The sequence below is a fragment of the Streptomyces sp. Tu 2975 genome, assembly GCF_009832925.1.
Lineage (GTDB): Bacteria > Actinomycetota > Actinomycetes > Streptomycetales > Streptomycetaceae > Streptomyces.
Genome location: NZ_CP047140.1, coordinates 6,895,229 through 6,914,531, shown reverse-complemented (window position 1 = coordinate 6,914,531; position 19,303 = coordinate 6,895,229). Strand labels below are relative to the sequence as shown.

At 73.3% G+C, this 19,303-nt stretch carries 14 protein-coding genes and 2 pseudogenes; 14 read left to right on the top strand and 2 right to left on the bottom strand.

The genetic code is table 11. From position 1 onward, the window contains the following. The first annotated feature begins 57 nt into the window (after positions 1-57). The 5 genes from GLX30_RS31045 to GLX30_RS31025 all read left to right on the top strand — a co-directional run bounded on the left by GLX30_RS31045 (position 58) and on the right by GLX30_RS31025 (position 6,374). A complete protein-coding gene (locus tag GLX30_RS31045) occupies positions 58-720 on the top strand; it encodes a dienelactone hydrolase family protein (RefSeq protein ID WP_159694266.1) in 663 nt (220 codons plus the stop codon). A 65-nt stretch (positions 721-785) separates the two neighbouring features. Beyond that, positions 786-2,210: an FAD-dependent monooxygenase gene (locus GLX30_RS31040; protein WP_159694265.1), complete on the top strand. Its 1,425-nt coding sequence runs from the start codon at positions 786-788 to the stop codon at positions 2,208-2,210. 155 nt (positions 2,211-2,365) lie between these two features. Beyond that, positions 2,366-5,086: a SpoIIE family protein phosphatase gene (locus tag GLX30_RS31035; protein ID WP_159694264.1), complete on the top strand. Its 2,721-nt coding sequence runs from the start codon at positions 2,366-2,368 to the stop codon at positions 5,084-5,086. Positions 5,087-5,179: 93 nt separating this feature from the next. Continuing rightward, positions 5,180-5,662: an Lrp/AsnC family transcriptional regulator gene (locus GLX30_RS31030; RefSeq protein WP_159694263.1), complete on the top strand. Its 483-nt coding sequence runs from the start codon at positions 5,180-5,182 to the stop codon at positions 5,660-5,662. Between the two features lie 25 nt (positions 5,663-5,687). Beyond that, positions 5,688-6,374, top strand: coding sequence for an HAD family phosphatase (locus GLX30_RS31025; RefSeq protein WP_244258330.1), 687 nt, complete (start codon positions 5,688-5,690; stop codon positions 6,372-6,374). Positions 6,375-6,426: 52 nt separating this feature from the next. Here the strand turns inward: GLX30_RS31025 and GLX30_RS31020 are convergent, their stop codons facing one another. Beyond that, complete coding sequence (locus GLX30_RS31020) at positions 6,427-7,635, bottom strand: PucR family transcriptional regulator (protein ID WP_159694261.1); 1,209 nt, start codon at positions 7,633-7,635, stop codon at positions 6,427-6,429. Next, positions 7,632-7,784, bottom strand: coding sequence for a hypothetical protein (locus tag GLX30_RS34475; RefSeq protein WP_167306882.1), 153 nt, complete (start codon positions 7,782-7,784; stop codon positions 7,632-7,634). Before GLX30_RS34475 ends, GLX30_RS31020 begins: the two co-directional genes overlap by 4 nt. A 184-nt stretch (positions 7,785-7,968) precedes the next feature. On the opposite strand from GLX30_RS34475, the gene GLX30_RS31015 reads away from it, so the two are divergent. From GLX30_RS31015 to GLX30_RS30975, 9 genes and pseudogenes are all read left to right on the top strand, one after another. Further along, positions 7,969-8,952: a DUF3068 domain-containing protein gene (locus tag GLX30_RS31015; protein ID WP_159694260.1), complete on the top strand. Its 984-nt coding sequence runs from the start codon at positions 7,969-7,971 to the stop codon at positions 8,950-8,952. A gap of 164 nt (positions 8,953-9,116) precedes the next feature. After that, positions 9,117-10,322, top strand: coding sequence for a glycosyltransferase family 4 protein (locus GLX30_RS31010; protein ID WP_159694259.1), 1,206 nt, complete (start codon positions 9,117-9,119; stop codon positions 10,320-10,322). Then, positions 10,319-11,038 (top strand): class I SAM-dependent methyltransferase, encoded by a 720-nt coding sequence (locus tag GLX30_RS31005; RefSeq protein ID WP_159694258.1) that lies wholly within the window; start codon positions 10,319-10,321, stop codon positions 11,036-11,038. The genes GLX30_RS31010 and GLX30_RS31005 overlap by 4 nt, the downstream gene beginning before the upstream one ends. Continuing rightward, positions 11,035-15,305: pseudogene (locus GLX30_RS31000) on the top strand (alpha-(1->3)-arabinofuranosyltransferase family protein). The gene GLX30_RS31005 and the pseudogene GLX30_RS31000 overlap by 4 nt, the downstream one beginning before the upstream one ends. Beyond that, positions 15,305-16,605 (top strand): annotated as a pseudogene (locus GLX30_RS30995) (condensation protein). The pseudogenes GLX30_RS31000 and GLX30_RS30995 overlap by 1 nt, the downstream one beginning before the upstream one ends. After that, positions 16,602-17,321, top strand: a complete 720-nt coding sequence (locus GLX30_RS30990) for a class I SAM-dependent methyltransferase (protein WP_159694256.1) — start codon at positions 16,602-16,604, stop codon at positions 17,319-17,321. Before GLX30_RS30995 ends, GLX30_RS30990 begins: the two are co-directional and overlap by 4 nt. Positions 17,322-17,326: 5 nt before the next feature. Continuing rightward, positions 17,327-18,235: a hypothetical protein gene (locus GLX30_RS30985; RefSeq protein ID WP_159694255.1), complete on the top strand. Its 909-nt coding sequence runs from the start codon at positions 17,327-17,329 to the stop codon at positions 18,233-18,235. Between the two features lie 51 nt (positions 18,236-18,286). Beyond that, complete coding sequence (locus tag GLX30_RS30980) at positions 18,287-18,496, top strand: Trm112 family protein (RefSeq protein WP_159694254.1); 210 nt, start codon at positions 18,287-18,289, stop codon at positions 18,494-18,496. Then, a complete protein-coding gene (locus GLX30_RS30975; RefSeq protein ID WP_159694253.1) occupies positions 18,493-19,287 on the top strand; it encodes an FkbM family methyltransferase in 795 nt (264 codons plus the stop codon). The genes GLX30_RS30980 and GLX30_RS30975 overlap by 4 nt, the downstream gene beginning before the upstream one ends. The last annotated feature ends 16 nt before the right edge of the window (positions 19,288-19,303 follow it).

The window sequence follows — 19,303 nt, the reverse complement described above, 5'->3', positions numbered from 1 at the left end:
CGACACGGCGGGAGAGCGGTCGGCGTACCGGACGAGAGGCACAGGAGGTGCGTTCCCATGGCAACGGCAACGGAGACGGTCGCCATCGACGCCGGCGACGTCACCCTGGCGGGTGATCTGGTGCTGCCGGAGGCGGCTCCGGGCATCGTGTGCTTCGCCCACGGGAGCGGCAGCTCGCGGCACAGCCCGCGCAACCGGCAGGTGGCCAAGACGCTGCAGCGGGCCGGCCTCGGCACGCTGCTCATGGACCTCCTCAGCGAAGAGGAGGAACGCGTGGACCGGGTGACCGCCGAGCTGCGCTTCGACATCCCGCTGCTCGGCCGGCGGGTCTCGGTGGCCGTCGACCGGCTCGCCGAGCGGCCGGACACCGGGTCACTGCCGGTGGGTCTCTTCGGTGCGAGCACGGGCGCCGCCGCCGCACTCGTCGCGGCAGCGGCCAGAGCGGACCGGGTGAGTGCCGTGGTGTCCCGCGGCGGCCGTCCGGACCTGGCGGGCTCGGCGCTCGCCCGGGTGCGGGCCCCGGTGCTGCTGATCGTGGGCGGGGAGGACCGCGAGGTGCTCGAGCTGAACGAGCAGGCCGCCGAGCGGCTGACCGCCGAATACAGGGTGCATGTGATCCCCGGGGCGACCCATCTCTTCGAGGAAGCGGGGACCTTGGAGGCGGCGGCGGACGCGGCCCGGGACTGGTTCCTGCGCATGGGCAGCACCGGGGGGCGGTGAGCGGGGCGCGGCCACCGGGATACTGGTCGTGCTCGATCGACTCGCTGACCACGAGAGGCATACGCATGGTGGACGACGCGCAAGGGAACGGCAGTTGGGGGCGGCGGGACGCGGGCGGGCGGCATGTTGTCGTCGTCGGCGGGAGTCTCGCAGGGCTGCTGGCCGCGCATGTGCTCGCGGATCACGCCGACACGGTGACGCTCGTCGAGCGGGACCGCTTGCCCGAGGACGCCGCACCGCGCCCCGGTGTTCCGCACGGACGGCACCCCCATGTGCTCCTGGAGGGCGGTCAGCTCGCGCTGGAGGAGCTGTTGCCCGGTTTCATGGCCGAGTTGAGGGCATCGGGTGCGCCCCGGATCGGTATGCCGTCGGACATGGTCCAGTGGCAGGGCGGCCATTGGTTCAGCCGTACGGAGGCCACGACGCACCTTTACACCGGGTCACGCGGGCAGGTGGAGCATCTGGTGCGCCGGCGTGTCCTGGCCCGGCCCACGATCAGGGTGGTCGCCCCGGCCGAGGCCGTCGGTCTGCTCGGAGACCCCACACGCGTACGGGGGGTCATGGTGCGTGACCGCGGCGCCGGGGCCGGCCAGGAGCCGCGGCCGCTCGAGGCGCACCTGGTGGTGGACGCTTCGGGACGGGCGTCGCGCGCGCCCCGGTGGCTGTCGGCGATCGGGGCGGAGCCGGCGCCGGAGGAGACCATCGACACGGGCCTCGCATACGCCTCCCGGGTCTATCACAACAAGAGCGACAACCTCGGCTCCCGGTCGCTCGGTTACTACGTCCTCCCCGGTCCGTCGCAGGTGCACGGGGGCGGGGTGCTGCCGCTGGAGGACGGCCGTTATCTGGTGACCCTGTCGGGGCTGCGGGGCGACGAACCCCCCACGGACGAGGAGGGGTTCACCGCGTACGCGGCCCGTCTCCCGCATCCCTTCATCCACGACTGGCTGCGCGAGGCGCGACCCGAGGCGCCGGCGTTCGGCTTCCGGGGCACGTCGAACCTGCGCCGCCGCTACGACCGGCCGGGCCGCCGCCCGGCCGGATTTCTCGCCACGGGCGACGCGCTGTGCACGTTCAACCCCATCTACGGGCAGGGCATGGCGGTGGCCGCGATGAGCGCGGTGGCGCTGCGTGACGTGCTGGCCGACCCTCGCCGTACACCGTCGACACGCCGGGTCCAGCGTGCGGTGCTGGAGGCGTCACGGCAGGCGTGGGACATCTCGGCGGGGGCGGACAAGAAGATGCCGGGGGCGGTGGGCAGCGCCGTCGCCACCAGGCCGGCCGACCGGGCGGCCGGCTGGTACCTGTCCCGCGTCCAGCGCCGCTACCCGGGGGACCCGGTCGTCGGACAGGCGTTCCGCTCCGTGCTGACGCTGACCACGCCGCTCAGCACCCTGTTCGCGCCGAAGGTGCTCCGGGCGGTACTCCTCGGCCCGCCGCCCCGGACACCCACCGAGCCCCCGATGACAGGGGAGGCCGCGGTGCGCTGAGCGTCACGCGCCACCGCGCGGCGACGCCCCGAAAGCACATCAGGTGTTAGAAAAGAGACAAGACCGGGCCGACCGCTCGGTCCGGAGTGCGGTACGTGGCCTCTCGCCGGTGCGTCAGCCCGGCGTCGGCGCCCATCTCCGGGAAGTGGAGCGCTATGAACGGGCACAGGCCCGACACATCGAGGCGCCCGCTGTGGGGACCGCGGGAGTCCCTGCTGGGCGCGCGCAGCGTCGCCGGGCAGGTACTCCTCCTGCAGATCGCGGTCGCCGTACTGCTGATCATCGCCGCGGTGGCCGCGCTGGTGCTCCAGACACGGAACAACAGCGAGCAGGCCGCGGAGAACCGCTCGCTGGCGGCGGCCGCGGCATTCGCCCAGGCTCCCGGCACGGCGGCCGCGCTCAGGTCACCGGACCCGACTGCCGTGCTCCAGCCACTCATCGACGGTGCGAGCCGGGAGGCGGGCGTCGACTTCATCACCGTGATGTCGAAGACCGGGATCCGGTACGCCGACACCGACTCCCGTTTGATCGGCGCGCGGAACCTGGGCGTCGAGCGGGCCGCCGCCGGTGAGGCCTTCACCGAGATCTACAAGGGCGCCCCCAGCGACGCGGCACGGGCGGTCGTCCCCGTCCTCGACTCCCAGGGCAACGTCATCGGCCTGGTCGGGGCCGGCGTCCAGATCGAGACCGTCGGCAACGCGGTGGACCGGCAGCTCCCGATGTTCCTGATCTCCGCCACCGGGGCGCTGGCACTGGCCACGGGCAGCGCCCTCCTGGTGAGCCGCAGGCTGCGCCGCCAGACACACGGCATCGGTCCCGCCGAGATGACCCGGATGTACGAGCACCACGACGCGGTCCTGCACGCGGTGCGCGAAGGCGTCCTGATCGTCGGGGGCGACGGGCGGCTGATGCTGGCCAACGACGAGGCCCGCCGGCTCCTCGAACTGCCGCCGGACGCCGACGGACGCCTCGTCACCGGCCTGGGCCTCGACACCGGCATCGCCGCTCTGCTGGCCTCCGACCGTACGGTGACCGACGAGGTGCACACGGCCGGGGACCGTTTGCTCGCGGTGAGCACCCGCCCCACGGCTCCGTACGGCGGACACTCCGGCAATGTGGCGACCCTGCGGGACACCACGGAGCTGCGCGCCCTGTCCGGCACCGCCGAGACCGCCCGGCAGCGTCTGAAGATCCTCTACGACGCCGGTGGACGGATCGGCACCACGCTGGACGTGGTGCGGACCGCGGAGGAGCTGTCCCGCGTGGCGGTCCCACGGTTCGCGGACTTCGTCACGGTCGAGCTGCTGAACCCGGTGCTGCACGGTGACGAGCCGTCGGGCGCTCCCACGGAGATGCGCCGCGCCGCGCTGACCGGCATCCGCGCGGACCACCCGTTCCAGCAGGTGGGTGACGTGATCCGCTTCCTCTCCCCGGCCACGCCGATGGCCGCGGCACTGGCGGGCGGGCACGCGGTGCTCGTGGCCGATCTGACCGTCGCGGACGGCTGGCGCGCCCAGGACCCGAAAGGGGCGGACAACGCCCTGGCGTACGGCGTCCATTCGCTGATCACCGCACCCTTGCAGGCCCGTGGCGTGGTGCTGGGCATGGTCAACTTCTGGCGTTCGGCGCGCGCAGAGCGCTTCGGCGAGGAGGATCTGTCCTTCGCCGAGGAGCTGGCGACCCGGGCCGCCGTCGCCATCGACAACGCCCGCCGTTTCACGCGCGAGCACACGATGGCCGAGACCCTCCAACGCAGTCTGCTGCCCCATGGCGTGCCCAGCCAGACCGCCGTCGACATCGCCTACCGGTATCTGCCGGCACAGGCCAGGGTCGGCGGCGACTGGTTCGACGTCATCCCGCTGCCGGGGGCGCGGGTCGCCCTCGTCGTCGGGGACGTGGTGGGCCACGGACTGCACGCCGCCGCGACGATGGGCCGGCTGCGCACCGCCGTCCACAACTTCTCCACCCTCGATCTGCCGCCGGACGAACTCCTCGCCCGTCTCGACGAATTGGTCGGCCGTATCGACCAGGACGAGCCGGGCGGTGGGACCGAGGGGATCACCGGCGCCACCTGCCTGTACGCCATCTACGACCCGGTCTCCGGTCTGTGCACGCTGGCGACGGCCGGGCATCTGCCCCCGGCTCTCGTGCGTCCGGACGGCAGCGTGGAGTTCCTTCCGCTGCCCGTGTCGCCACCGCTGGGCCTGGGCGGCCTGCCGTTCGAGTCCGCGGAGGTGCGGCTGCCCGAGGGGAGCCGTCTCGTCCTGTACACCGACGGCCTCGTGGAGCATCGCCACCGCGATCTGGACGCCGGCTTCCAGGCGCTGAGCACGACGCTGGCGGGCCGCGCCGACCAGACCCCCGAGGAGACCTGCGAGGCCGTGTTCGACGCCATGGTGCCGGAGACCCGGCGGGACGACATCGCCCTGCTGGTGGCCCGCACCCGGCTGATCGACAGGAACCGGGTCGCCACCTGGGACGTCCCGCGCGACCCCGCGGCAGTGGCGCCCGTCCGCAGCGCGTGCAGCCGGAAGCTGGCCGAGTGGGGGCTCGAGGAGGCCGGATTCACCACCGAGCTGGTCCTCAGCGAACTGATCACCAACGCCATCCGGTACGGGAGCGAGCCGATCCGCGTGCGGCTGCTCTACGAGCGGACCCTGATCTGCGAGGTGTCCGACGGCAGCAGCACCTCGCCGCACCTGAAGCGGGCGGCCACCACCGACGAGGGCGGCCGCGGCCTGTTCCTGGTGGCCCAGCTGTCCGCGCGGTGGGGAACGAGGTACACGGCGACCGGGAAGGTGATCTGGACGGAGCAGTCGCTGACCGACGGGCAGGTGCCGCCCGGCGGCATGCTGCTGGACGACTTCGAGTGGTGAGCGCGGGGGCACCGGCCGGGCCCCGGCCGGTCCCACTGGGCCATTGGTACGGTGGAAGTCCGGAAAGCGCGCCGCGAAAGGGCCCGACGGACCATGGCGGTGGACGAACTCGACACCCGCATCCTGAGTCTGCTGATCGAGCAGCCGCGCACCAGCGTGCGCGAGTACGCCCGCATCCTCGGCATCGCCCGGGGGACGCTGCAGGCCAGGATCGACCGCCTCGAGCGCGACGGCGTGATCACCGGGACGGGCCCTCACCTCTCCCCCGGCGCGCTGGGCCATCCGGTGCTGGCCTTCGTGCACATCGAGGTCACCCAGGGGCATCTGGACGAGGTGGGTGATGCGCTGGCGGCCGTGCCGGAGATCATCGAGGCGTTCTCGATCACCGGCGGCGGAGATCTGCTGACCCGTGTCGCCGCACGGGACAACGGACATCTCGAGGACGTCATCCAGCGGCTGATCAACCTGCCCGGCGTGGTGCGGACCCGCACCGAGATGGCCCTGCGCGAGAGAGTTCCCTACCGGCTGCTGCCGCTGGTCGAGGCCGTCGGCCGGTCGGCCCGTGCGCCGCGCTGAACCGGCGCTTGGCATGCTGGACGGCATGAGCACTGCGCGTACCCCTTCGGTCATCTTCGATCTCGACGGAACACTCGTGGACAGCGAGCCGAACTACTTCGAGGCGGGACGCCGGGTCCTCGCGGCGCACGGAGTGCTCGATTTCGACTGGGAGCAGCACCAGCGGTTCATCGGCATCGGCACGCGCGAGACGCTGGAGATCCTGCGCGCCCGGTATGCCCTCGACGCGCCGCTCGACGAGCTGCTGGCCGCGAAGAACCGCGTCTACCTGGAGCTGGCGAGCGCTTCGACGGACGTCTTTCCGCAGATGCGCAGGTTCGTGGAGCGTCTGTCGGCCCGGGGCGTGCCGATGGCGGTGGCCTCCGGGTCGTCACGGGCCGCCATCGAGGCCGTGCTCGCCGTCACAGGGCTCGCCGCGTACATCGCCGTGACCGTCTCCGCGGAGGAGGTCGGCCGCGGCAAGCCGGAGCCCGACGTCTTCCTGGAGGCGGCCCGGCGCCTGGCCGCGGCGCCGGGCGACTGCGTGGTCGTGGAGGACGCGCCGCCGGGGGCGGCGGCCGCCCGCGCGGCGGGCATGCGGTGCATCGCCGTGCCGTACGTCGAGGACACGGCCGAGGACACCGCGTTCCTCGCGGCGGACCTGCTGTTCAAGGGCGGGCAGCGGGAGTTCACGGCGGAGGCCGCCTACGGATGGGTCATGGGCGGAACGTGAGGCGCGTACCCGTGGGTCACGCGCGAGGCGTGAGGGCCGGGCAGGCGCACGCTCAGACGCCGCCCTCCCCCAGTTGCCCGCGCAGCCGTTGGGCGCGCAGTACGAGGAGCATCTCGAAGCGGCGGTCGGGGTCGTCGATCACGTCGCCCCACAGTTCGCGGATCTGCCGCAGCCGGTAGCGGGCCGTCTGGGGATGGATGCCGAGGCGGTGCGCCACTTCGGGTGCTCCGCCCGCGGTCTCCATCCAGGCGAGCAGGGTCTCCGCCAGGCGGCGGGCCTGGGTGGGGGCCGCGTCGCGCAGCGGCGCCAGACAGCGGCGCGCCGCCGCGTCGATCAGCTCCCCGGAAGGGAGTAACACCAGCTCCTCCGTGCGCTCCGTGCAGTGCAGCACCTCGCCTTCCGGCAGCAGTCCGCTCTCGATGAGGCGGACCGCCGTCTCGGCCCAGCGCAGCGACCTGGCGGCCGCCGCGAGCGGCACCGGCGGGCCGATCGCGCCCGACCAGCCGGCCGTGGCACGGCGCAGGGTCTCGGAGCGGCCGGCGGTGCACGGTTCCGGCACGACGATGCGGGGCTGTTCGCTCTCCATGTCGAGGAGGATGCCCTGCTCGACGGCCGGTGCGACGGCTTCCCTGGCGGGGCGCACCAGCACGCCGACGGCGACGGTTTCCGGTAGCTCCCAGCTGATCCGGGCCGCCCGTTCGGCGAGTGTCCCGGCCGGGTCGCCGCGGTGCTCCACGAGCAGCAGGTCGATCAATTGGCGTTGCAGACGCAGCCGTTCACCCGCGCGGCGGGCGGCGGCCTCGGCGTAGCCGCGTACCGACTGTTCCACGAGGCCGTCCAGGTACTCGAAGCCGGATTCGGCGAGTTCGTACATGGCGGGCGCGGCGATGTCGACCTGCTGTCCGATCTCGGCGAACCGCCGCCAGGCCAGTCTGACGCCGAGCCGGTACGTGGCCTGGAGCGAGTCGAGACTTCGGCCGCCGCGTCCCTCGCCGCGGCCGAACTCCTGGAAGACGTCCGGCGGTACGCGGGGGCGCCCGGTGCCGGACGCCAGATTGTGTACGAAGCCTTCGATGGCGCGGCGGATGCCGACGAGCGCAATCGGCTCCCCGGACTCGTCCCCCGCGAGCTTCAGCTGGGGGTACTCGCGGCGTATCTCGCCGAGGATCTCCTGGGCGAGCTCCTGTGCCCCGGCCAGGGCGATGGCGGCGAAACGGTCGACCTGCGTCTTCGGGACCTCGCTCCACGCGGGGCGGGTCATCGGGCGGGCCGGCCGGTGTCGTAGCTGATCAGTGGGGTGTTCGGCTGTTCCGGGGTGGTCTGCAGCGCGGCCACGATGCCCAGGGCCGTGCCCACGGCGAGCGCCGTGGCCAACGCTGCGGTGACGGCGGCGGCAAGAAGTCTGCGCATGTCGGGTCAGCTCCTAGCTGGAGGCGATCCCCACCCGTCGGCCGGCCCCCACCGGCTGAACGCACAGTGTTGACAGTACATTGACATTCCGTCAAGTGGCTGCCTACTGTTCTGAGCCCTCGAGGGCTGACCGGCCCGGGGTCCGTGCATCTCCCTGCGAATTCTTTCGATCCAGGAGTGCCGGATGCGCCGTACTGCTTCACCGACCTCGCTTCTGCTCTTCGGGGCAGGGGTCTTCCTGCTCGTGCTGGCCCCCCTCCTCGCCTGGTACGTGGCACCCCAGGCCAAGCGCACACCTGTCGACGTCGACACCACGACCGTGTTCACCGGCACCGGCAGCTACTTCGACACCTCCAAGGTGAGAACCGTGCACGGGCAGCGGATCACGGTGACCCGTCAGGTCCGGGGCGACGTGGCCGACAGCGAGAAGAGCGGCAACGCCGTGTGGGACGTGTCCACCTCCGTCGACAGCGACGCCACACTGCCGGCCGCCGACACCCGGGACTCCTTGCAGTGGACGCTGGAGCGCTGGGTGACCGACCGTGCCACCAACGAGCCGGTGCACTGCTGCGACGAGTCCCCCGCCTTCGACGGTGAGGCGTACCTCAAGTTCCCCTTCGACGTCGAGAAGCGCTCCTACCGCTGGTGGGACGGCACGCTCGGGGGCGTGATCCGGCTCCGCTACAGCGGCACCGCGAAGGTCCAGGGGCATGAGGGGCTGCGGTTCACCGGCAGCGTGCCGCCGACCAGGACCGGGGTGCGCCAGGTGCCGGGACGGCTGGTCGGCAAGGCAAGGACCCCGCAGGTGCTGGCCGAGGAGTGGTACTCCAACAGCGGCGTCGAGCTGGTCGTGGACCGGAGCACCGGGCGGATCGTGCACGCCGCCATCGGCCCCAGAAAGACGCTGCGCGCGCCGGGGTCGGACAAGGACACGGTGGTTCTGCTGGAGAGCAAGCGGCTCGCGTTCACCCCGGAGACACAGCGGCAGCAGGTCCGGCTCGCCTCACGTGACAGCGGCAAACTCGCCCTCATCAGCTCGACCGCTCCGGTCGGCGCGGCTGCCCTGGGCTCCCTGCTCGCCATGATCGGGGCCGCGCTGGTGGCACGCGGTCGCCGTCCGGCTCCGGACCGCGCGAATGCTCACATGATGACGAGTCCGCCCGCCTGAGAGCGGCAGAAGTTGTCATACCCGTGAGTAGCCGCGCGCCGACGGCGTATCCAAAACTGGCTGTCCCCACCACAGCACGGCCCCCCGGTCACCCCCACCACCGTCCCCGACCCGGCACCGTCGTCCGCCATCCCCTCCGCACCCCGAAACGAGTTGGAGCACCCATGCCCCAGCACGTCCCTCCCCCACTGCTCGAGGCGCCGCAGCAGCCGCCGGCCCGCGCGCACCACCGCCAGTCCGTACTGCCGGAGTCGGCAGAGAACCCCCGGCACATCGTGTTCCTCGCCCATCGTGACCTCGGCAACGCGGCCGCGGGCGGCTCCGAACTGCTCGTCGACCAGCTCGCGCAGGGGCTCACCGCGCGGGGCCACCGGATCACCCTGCTGTGCGGCGGACCCGCTGTGCACCGGTCGTACCGAGTGGTCTCCGCCGGCGGCACGCTCGGGCACTACGCCGCCGCACGGGCCGCGTTCGCCCGGCAGGTCGGGACGTGCGATCTGCTGGTCGAGGTGTGCAACGGCATGCCCTACCTGACCCCTCTCTGGCACCGCGGGCCCACCGTCTGCCTGGTCAACCACGTCCACACCGAGCTCTGGGACATGCGCTTCCCGCCACCCGTCGCCCGTGCCGGCCGGCTGCTCGAGCACTGGGCGCTCGCCCGCGCGCACCGCGGCAACCTAATGGTGGCCGTCTCTCCGTCCACGGCCGGTGCCCTGCGCGCGATCGGCGTGCCCGACCGGCAGATCCGCGTGGTGCACAACGGCGTCGACGAACCGGCCGCGCGCAGCCCGCGCTCGCGGACGCCGATGTTCCTGGCGCTCGGCCGGCTGGTCGACTACAAGCGCATCGACCTGCTGCTGCACCTCTGGGAACGGGTCCGGCCGGTCACCGGCGGCCGGCTCGTCATCGTCGGCGACGGGCCCGAGCGGGCCCGTCTGGAACGACTCGCCGGTGAGGGCGTCGAGTTCACCGGCCATGTGCCGGAGGAGGAGAAGCACCGCCTGCTCTGCGAGTCGTGGCTGCTGCTGCACCCCGCGGCCGTCGAGGGCTGGGGTCTCGTGGTGACGGAGGCGGGGGCACGCGGCACGCCCACGCTGGGCTTCGACGTACCCGGCCTGCGTGATTCCGTCCAGGACGGCGTCACGGGCGTGCTGTGCCGGGGCGAGTCGTCGTTCGCCGCGGCGTGGTGCACGCTGGCGCTCGACTGCGACCGGCGTGAGGACATGGGAAAGGCCGCGGCCGAGCGGGCCGCGGCGTTCCGCTGGAGCAGCACGGTGCGGCAGTTCGAGGCCGTGGCCGCGGAAGCGGTGCACCGCTCACGTGCTCCGCAGGGCGGGGCACCCGCCGTCACGAGCGGCGCGCGGACGTGAAGGACCCTTCGTTCCGGCGTTCCCTCACCCTCTTCCGGGCGTTCATGCGCGAACAGGACGACCCTGCCGTGGCCTACGGGCTGCTCGCCCGCGACGCGGCCGACCAGGTGGAGCGCTATGTGAAGCTGGACGGCCGGGTCGTCGTCGACGTCGGCGGCGGCAGCGGTCACTTCACCCGCGAGTTCAGACGACGGGGCGCCCACAGCTACCTGTTCGAGCCGGACGCCGCCGAACTGGCGGCCGAGCCGGCCGAGGGGACGGTCGTCGCCGACGGATACCTGCTCCCCCTCGCAGAGGGCGCGGCCGACGTGTGCTTCTCGTCGAACGTGCTGGAACACGTCGCCGACCCGCAGACCTTCCTGAGCGAGATGGTCCGCGTCACCCGCCCCGGCGGCCTGATCTACGTCTCGTTCACCAACTGGCTCTCGCCCTGGGGCGGTCACGAGTGGGCGCCCTGGCACTATCTGGGCGCGGAGCGCGCCCGTGCCCGGTTCGAGCGCCGCAGTGGACGCGCAGCGAAGCACCGGCTCGGCGAGAACCTCTTCGAGATCGGTGTCGGCTCGACACTGCGCCATGTCAGGGGCCGCGGCGATGTGGACCTCGTCTGCGCGCGCTCACGGTACTGGCCGGTCCTGCCGGAGCTCGTCCCGCGACTGCCGGGTCTGCGTGAGTTCGCCACCTGGAACCTCCTCCTCATTCTCCGGCGGTGTTCATGACCAGCGCTGTCCACACCCGACCGCCCGCCCGTCCCACGGCCGGGGGCCCGCCCCCGACCGGTCGCCGGGGCCCCGGTCGCGCCGGTGGCTGCTGGGCTTCTGGGCAGCGGTGTTCGTGGCCTTCCTGGCGGTGTCGCCGGGCCGGATGACGTTCGAGACGAAGCTCGGCGTCGTCGCCGACCCGTGGCAGTTCCTCAGCGACCTGAGCGGGCTGTGGCACGACCGGTCCGGCTTCGGCGGCATCGCCGACCAGTACATCGGCTACGTCGTCCCCATGCTGCCGTTCCACGCCCTGGCCGATCTGCTCCAGTTACCCGTCTGGCTCGCGGAGCGGCTGTGGCTCTCGATCGTGGTCACCACGGCCTTCTGGGGCGCGGTGCGGCTGGCCGAGCGGCTGGGAGCCGGATCGCCGGGCAGCAGGCTCCTCGGCGCGGCCGTCTACGCCCTGTGGCCCACGTACACGATCGTCGTCGGCTCGACCTCCGCGGCCGCGCTGCCCGGCGCGATGCTGCCCTGGGTGCTGCTGCCGCTGACGAACCCGCACACCCCGCCGCGGATCGCGGCCGCCCGTTCCGCGTTGCTGATCCCGCTCATGGGCGGTGTGAACGCCGCGTCGACACTGGCCTCGCTGCTGCCCGTCGGGCTCTATCTGCTGTGCCGGCCCGGCGGGCCGCGCAAGCGGGCGCTCATCTCCTGGTGGACGCCCTTCGTGGTCCTCGCCACCGCCTGGTGGATCGTTCCGCTGCTGCTACTCGGCACGTACGGCGAGAACTTCATGCCGTACGTGGAGTCCTCGCAGACCACCACCGCCACGATGTCGGCGACCGAGGTGCTGCGCGGCGCGGGCAACTGGGTCGGCTACCTCAACTTCGGCGAGGCGTGGCTCCCGGCCGGCTGGACGGTCGTCACCTCGGCCGTGGCCGTCCTGTGCTCGGCGCTCGCCGCGGCGCTGGGGCTCGCCGGCCTCGCCCGGCGTGATCTGCCCGAACGCCGCTGGCTCGTGGTGACCGTGCTCACCGTCTGCCTCATCACGCTGGCCGGGTACGGAGGGGCGCTCGGCGGCCCCTTCCACGGGGCCGTGCAGGACTGGCTCGACGGCCCGCTGGTGCCGTTCCGCAACATCTACAAGTTCCAGACGGGGGCCGCGCTGGCCCTGGCGCTGGGCCTGATGCACCTGACCGCCGTCGTCCCGCCGGTCCCGCGGGTGCGCGGGCGCGGGCTCGTCCCGGCGGCGGCCCTCCTCGTCCTGCCGGGCCTGTGCTGGCCGTACGTCAACGGCTCGGTCCTCCAGCCCGGTTCGTTCCAGCGGCTGCCCGCGTACTGGGAGACGACCGCCGACTGGCTGGCGGACAACGCGGCACAGGACCGGGCCCTCGTCGTGCCGGCGACCGCGCACGGCATCTACACCTGGGGCTCGCCCATCGACCAGCCGCTGGACGTCCTCGCGCGCTCGCCGTGGGCGCAGCGGGACTACGTGCCCTTCGGCACTCCGGGCAACCGCCGTGCGATGGACGCCGTCGAGCAGGCGCTCACCTCCGGCGGCGAGGTACCGGGCCTGAGCGCCTTCCTGCACCGGGCGGGGCTGCACCACGTCGTGGTACGCAACGACCTCGACCCCCGCCAACTGGGTCACGTCCCGACCACCACGGTGAAACGGACTTTGGAGGCTTCCGGATACCGGCGCGTCGCGGGCTTCGGCCCGGTGCTGACCGGCGGACGGATAGCCGACGACACACCGGTCCAGGTCGAGGGCCTGTTCCCGCGTCAGCGGGCCGTGGAGATCTACGAACCGCCGGCGGGCACCGCACGCCCCGGCAAGGCCCGGCTGACGCCGGCGTCGGCGGCGGCCGTCGTCAGCGGCGGTCCCGAGTCCCTGCTGCCGTTGTCCGCCGGGGGGCGGCTCGACGGCCGGCCGGCCGTGCTCGCCGGCGACGAACTCCCGGGCGTGGACCGGCCGTCGCTGTACGCGGCGGGGGACGGGATGCGCCGCGCGGACACCCGCTTCGGACTCGTGAACTCGAACACGTCCCACACCTACACCCGGGAGGAACGCAACGCCCCGGAGGCGGTGCAGGACCCCGGTGCCGAGCCCCGGCAGATCCTGCCCCTGCCGGGCTCCGGGCACCAGACCACCGCCGTGCTGCGCGGCGCCGCGTCGGTGACCGCGTCGTCCGCGGGGAACTGGCTCTTCCACCTGCCGCAGTACGACCCGGTCAACGCCTTCGACGGCAACCCCGCCACCGGCTGGGCGGAGGGCTCGCCCGGATCACCGGCGGGCGAATGGGTCAAGATCGACTTCAACGGCGCGACCGACGTCCCGGCCACGCTCCGGCTGACCCCTCTGCCGAGCGGCAACCTCCGGGCCGCGCCGACGGCGGTCCGCGTCGAGACCGACCTCGGCAGCCGTACGAGCACGCTGCGGCCCGACGGCTCGGCGCAGGACGTCGACGCCCCCGTGGGGCCGGCCGCCTGGCTGAAGGTCACCGTCCTGGAATCGCAGCAGGGCCGCCCCGGGCTGACCGGCGCAGGGTTCGCCGAGATCACCGTGCCCGGCGTGCAGGTCACGCGCATGCTCCAGCTTCCGGAGGACGCCCCGAAGGAGACCGGCGACCTGGTCGTCTACTCGCTCCAGCGCGGCAGCGACCCGGGCGGACTGTCCGCTGTGGCCGCCGAGGTGGGGCTGCACCGGCAGTTCACCGCCGCCCGCTCCGGCCCCTACACCGTCCGTGCCACCGCGCTGCCCGTACCGGGCGAAGCGCTGGACAAGCTGCTGTTCGACCTCACCGGGCAGCGCGACAAGATCGTTGCGAGCGCCGACTCGACAGCGGCCCTGGGGACGAACCTCAGCCCCCGCAACCTCACGGACGGCGACCTCACCACTGCCTGGATCGCCGGTGAACGTCCCGTGCTCCATCTGTCCTGGCCGAAGAAGACCTCGGTCGGCGAGATGGTCTTCGCGGCGGCCGGCGGGCTCTCCACCCGGCCGGAACAGGTGCAGATCAGCTCGCCCGACGGGACCGCCGTCGCCGCGGTGGACGAGAACGGCATGGCCCGGTTCCCGCCCATCAGAACCGACCGCATGGACATCACCGTCTCGCGGACCGCGCCGCTGACCCTGCACAACCCGGTCGCGGACGACCAGTTGCAGCTTCCGGTCGGCCTGAGCGAGATCCACATCCCGGCCCTCAAGGAGTTCCGCGCACCGCAGCCGGACCCGGAGCGGACGTTCACGCTGCCCTGCGGCAAAGGGCCGGTCCTGTCGGTCGACGGGCAGTTCCTCGAGACCCGTGCCGAAGGACGGGTAGGGGACCTGACCGGGCGCCGGCCCGTCGAGGTCTCCCTCTGCACGGACGGGAGCCGGGTGGACCTCGATGAGCGGACCCACACGGTCGAGGCAGGAGACGCGGGCCCCCTCGCCGTCACCGGCGTCACGCTCACGACCGGTACGCCGGCATCCGCCGCAGGCGCCGGGGCCGAACGCGTCCTGGAGGTCCGGGAAGGCACGGGCGACCACCGATCCGTGCGGGTCGGGCCGGGGGACGCCTCCTACCTCCAGCTCCACGAGAACCACAACCCGGGTTGGAAGGCCACACTGGACGGCGAGGAGCTGACACCGCTGAGGATCGACGGCTGGCAGCAGGCCTGGCTGGTACCTGCGGGACAGGGCGGCACGGTGACCCTCGAGTACGAGCCGTCGTGGATGTACCGCGCCGGGCTGGCGGGCGCCGGGCTGCTGCTCACCGTGCTGGTGTGCCTCGCGCTCTTCGGTCGGCGCGGCCGGGCGGCGGAGCACCCGGCGACCGCCCCTCCAGCGCCCGGGCCGCTGATCGGCACCGTGGCCCTGACCCTGGTGGCCGTGGTGGTCGCCGGACCCGTGGCGGTGGTGGTGCCCGTGCTGGCGGTCGTGGCATGGCTGCGACCGGCCCTCCTCGTACCGCTCGCGTTCACGGCGATGGCCGGCGCGGGCGCGGTGGCCGCGCTGGGTGCCGGTGACGGGCTCTCGCCGGACCGGGGCGCGTACGGGCCGCCGGCCCAACTCCTTGCTCTCACCGCCCTGTTCGCCGCCCTGGTGAGCGTGGGTCGGGAACGCGGCGGCCCCACCGGCGCCCACCGGTCCGGCGGAGGGCCCGCCGCGCCGGGCCCTGACGTCCGTCCACCCGGTGCCGGCACACCGGAACCCGGTCCGCCCAGGCCGCCCGGTGTGCCCGCGCCGCCGACCACCGGCGGCGGCGAACCGCCGCACCAGCACCCCGGAGGGAGTCTCTGATGGCGACGGTCGAACGCTCCACGCCCCTGCGCGCGGCGGCCCCGGACCTACCGCGGGTGCCCTTCCCCGTCGTCGACGAGGTCGCACGGCACTGCGCGCACGACGCGGAGCCCAACACGGTGCACATCGAGATCCATCTCCCCGGCGCGGTCGAACCCGACCGGCTGCGCGCCGCGTTCGGGCAGGCGCTGTGCCGGTATCCGCGCGCGCTGATGCGCGAGCGGGCGCGCGGCCCGTTCGCACGCCGCTACGAGTGGGAGCTGACGCGCGGGCCCGACACGGAGGTGGTGACCTTCCCGCCGCGCGCGGCCGGCGCCCTCGCCCGGGCACGGGAACGCGCCCTCGCCGAGGCACCGCCGTTGACGTCCTCGCCGCCCCTGCGCCTCGAGGTCGTCGAGGAACCCGGCAGACCCGGCTGTGTGCTGATGTTCACGCTCAACCACACGGCCCTCGACGGCCCCGCGTGCCTGCGGCTGGCGGCGACGGCCGCGGAGATCTACAGCGGTACGCCGGCCCCGCCGTACCCCCACCTGCCCGGCCCGCGCCCCCCGGGCGGCCGGACCGGGCGGGTGGCGCTGCCCTGCCGGGCAGACCCGCGCGGGTCGCGGCGGGTGCCCCGGGGCCGGTGCCGGGCAACGCGATGCTCGTCACCGAACTGCCCGTGCCCCGACGGGAGGCGGGGGCTCCCTACACCGTCAACGACCAGCTGATGGTGGCCACCGCCCTGACCGTCGCCGACTGGAACCGGGCCCATGGCGCCCCACAGCGTCCGCTGCGCATCACCATGCCCGTGGACGACCGCAGCCGGGGCCCCGAGATGCCCATCGGCAACGGAACCCGGCTGGTCGAGGTCGGCTTCACCGCCGCCGAGACCGACGGCTTCGACCTCGCGCTACTGCTGCGCCGCACCGCGGAGCGGACCCGCGCTCTCAAGGCCGCACCCCGCCCTCAACTGGGTCACGGCGCCGCCCTGTTGACGCTCCCCGTCCTGCCGGTCGCGGCGCGGGCGGGGCTCACCCGTGGTCTGCGGCTGCTGGCCTCGCCGTGGACGTCGACGACGCTGCTGAGCAACATCGGCCGCATCCCGTACCCACTGGACTTCGGCGACGCCGGGCGGGCCCTCGCCGTCTGGTTCTCCGCGCCGGCCAGGATGCCGCGCGGGCTCACCGTCACCACCGCAGCCACGGGAGGCCGGCTCCATCTGGTGCTGCGGTGGTCGCGTTCGCTGCTCGGTGACGAGGACGGTGTACGGCTGCGCGACCTGTTCACCCACCATCTGAAGGCGACGGAGGCCCTGTGACCAGCACCGGCTCCCCGGCCCTGCGGGACTTCTACGAGGATCCCGATGTCCCCGTCGCCTCCGGCGACGCCCGCAGCAGACGCCAGGCACGGCTGCTGGCCGAGGGCCTCGGCACGGCGCCGGGGCAGCTCGTCGTCGACGTCGGATGCGGCGACGGCAGCGCGGCGCGGGCCGCGGCGCCGTACCTCGGCGGCCATCGGCTCGTCGGCGTCGACTGGTCGCACGACGCGCTGCGCCGCGCCCGGCCGCACATCGGGAACGTCGTGCGCGCCGAGCTCGACCACGGGCTGCCGTTCGCCGACGGGTGCGCGGACGCGGTGCTGTTCAGCGAGGTCATCGAGCATCTCGTCGACCCGGACCACGCCCTGGACGAACTGCGGCGGATCCTGCGGCCGGCAGGCCATCTGATGCTCTCCACGCCGAACCTCGCGGCCTGGTACAACCGCGCCCTGCTGCTGGCCGGGGTGCAGCCGGTGTTCTCCGAGGTGAGCCTGCGCGGGATCCACGGCCGGCCCGGCTCGCAGGTGGTGGGTCACCTGCGGCTGTACACGGCCCGTGCCCTGCGTTCGTACCTCACGGCCGCCGGATTCCGCGACGTGCGGATCACCGGCGCGCCGTTCCACGGGGTGCCGCGCGGGCTGCGGCTGCTGGACCGGGCGGCATGCGCGGTGCCCGGCGCCGCGTCCATCCTCCTCGCGCACGCCCGGCGGGGGTAGCGGCCGTGTGGTGGGGCGTGGGCGCGGCGCTGGTGGCCAACCTGCTGTACAGCGTGGGATTCGTCCTGGAGAAGAAGGCCCTCGGCCGGCTGCCCGCGCTCTCCGCGGGCAGGCCCGTGCATGTCGTCCTGGTGCTGCTGACCAGTCCGGCGTGGATCGCCGGATCGCTGGCACTGGCCGCCGGGTTCGCGGCCCAGCTGATCGTCTACCGGGCGCTGCCGATCGCGGCCGCCCAGGGAATCTTCGTGTCGGGCCTCGTCCTGCTCCTGCTCCTCTCGTCCGCGGTGCTCGGCGAACAGCCGTCGGGCCGCGAGCGCTACGCCCTCGGCGCGGTGCTCGTGGCGCTGCTGATGGTCGTCGCCTCCGTCCGGGAGGGCGAGGACCCGGTGAGCGGCGGAGCTCCGTGGGCGCTGGTCCTGCTGGTGAGCGTGCCGACCCTCGCCGCGGGTGTGTGGCTGTACGGCCGGGTCGAGCAGCGCTCCCGCAAGCGGCACCGGCTGCCGACCAACGGCATCGGCTACGGCGTGGCCGTGGGCCTGCTGTACGGGGTCAGCTCGCTGGCGATCAAGGGCGCGTCGAGCCGGCTGACCACGGCCGACATCGGCGACGCGGCCCACTCGCTGTTCACCTCGCCCTACCCGTACCTGCTGATGTTCACGGCGGCGGCCGGTCTCGTCATGTCGCAGGCGGCGCTGCAGCGTTGCCGCGCCTCCCTCATCGTGCCCGTCTGCACCACGGTGACCTGTCTGTTCACGGCGGTGCTCGGGACGATCACGTTCGGCGAGCGGCTGCCGGAGGATCCGCTTCTGCTGACACTGCGGGTGGCCGGCACGGCGCTCGCGCTGTCCGTGCTCCTCGCCCTGCCCCGCCATGATCGGGCCCCGCGCACCCAGGGGCCTCCCCCGCTCACCTGAACCGACCCTCACCTGAACCGACCGAACCACCGGAACCGTAAGGACGTTGCCATGGACGCCGACGACCCGCTGCTGCGCATCCTCGCCTGCCCGCTCGACAAGGGCCCCCTCACGCTGCTCGGCGGACAGAACATCCTCTACAACCCGAGGCTGCAGCTGAGTTACCCCATCGTGGACGGCATCCCCCAGCTGCTTCCGTCCTCGGGGAGCAGGGTCACGGAGGACGACCACGCCCGGTACCTGCGGGCGGCCGCCGAGTGACCACCGTCGCGGCAGCGGTCGCCTCCCGCCTGCCCACCCGCTGGGTCGGCTCCGCGGCCTGCGCCCTCTACCCGCGCTTCGAGCCGGAACTGGGACGGCTGGCCGACTTCTGTCCGCGAGGAGGCACGGCGATCGACATCGGCGGCTGGTACGGCCCCTGGTCCCGCCGGCTGGCCGCCCGCTGCGAGCGGGTCGTGACCATCGAACCCGTGCCGCATCTGGCCCGGCATCTCCGGTCGACGCTGCCCGGCAACGTCCGGGTCGTACAGGCTGCCGCGAGCGACCGCGAGAGCGCCGCCCGGCTGTGGCTGCCGGCGGGCGACCGCGGGGACCGGGGGGTCTCCTCGCTCGCCCGCCGGGACATCCACTCCCACAGCGTGGCCGTGCGGGCGGTCACGGTCGACAGCCTGGGCCTGCACGACGTGCGGTTCGTGAAGGTGGACGTGGACGGCGAGGAGCTTCCGGCGCTGCTCGGAGCCGCGGGCCTGCTGCAGCGTGATCGCCCCGCCCTCCTCGTCGAGCTGGAGACCCGTATCCGGCCCATCACCCCGGTGATCGCCCTGCTGACCGGCCAGGGCTACCGGGGCTGGGTGCTGGCTGCCCGCTCGTGGATGCCGCTGGCCGACTTCGACCTGGCCGGCCACCAGTCGAGGACGGAGCACCTCGTGCACCGGGGACTGCTGCTCCGGGCCCTTGTGCCGCGGGAGGGCCGGTACATCAATTCGGTGCTCTTCCTGCCGGCGGGCCGCGTCCCCGGGGGCGCGGCGGTCCCCGAGCGGCCGCCTTCATGACCTTCACACCATGGAA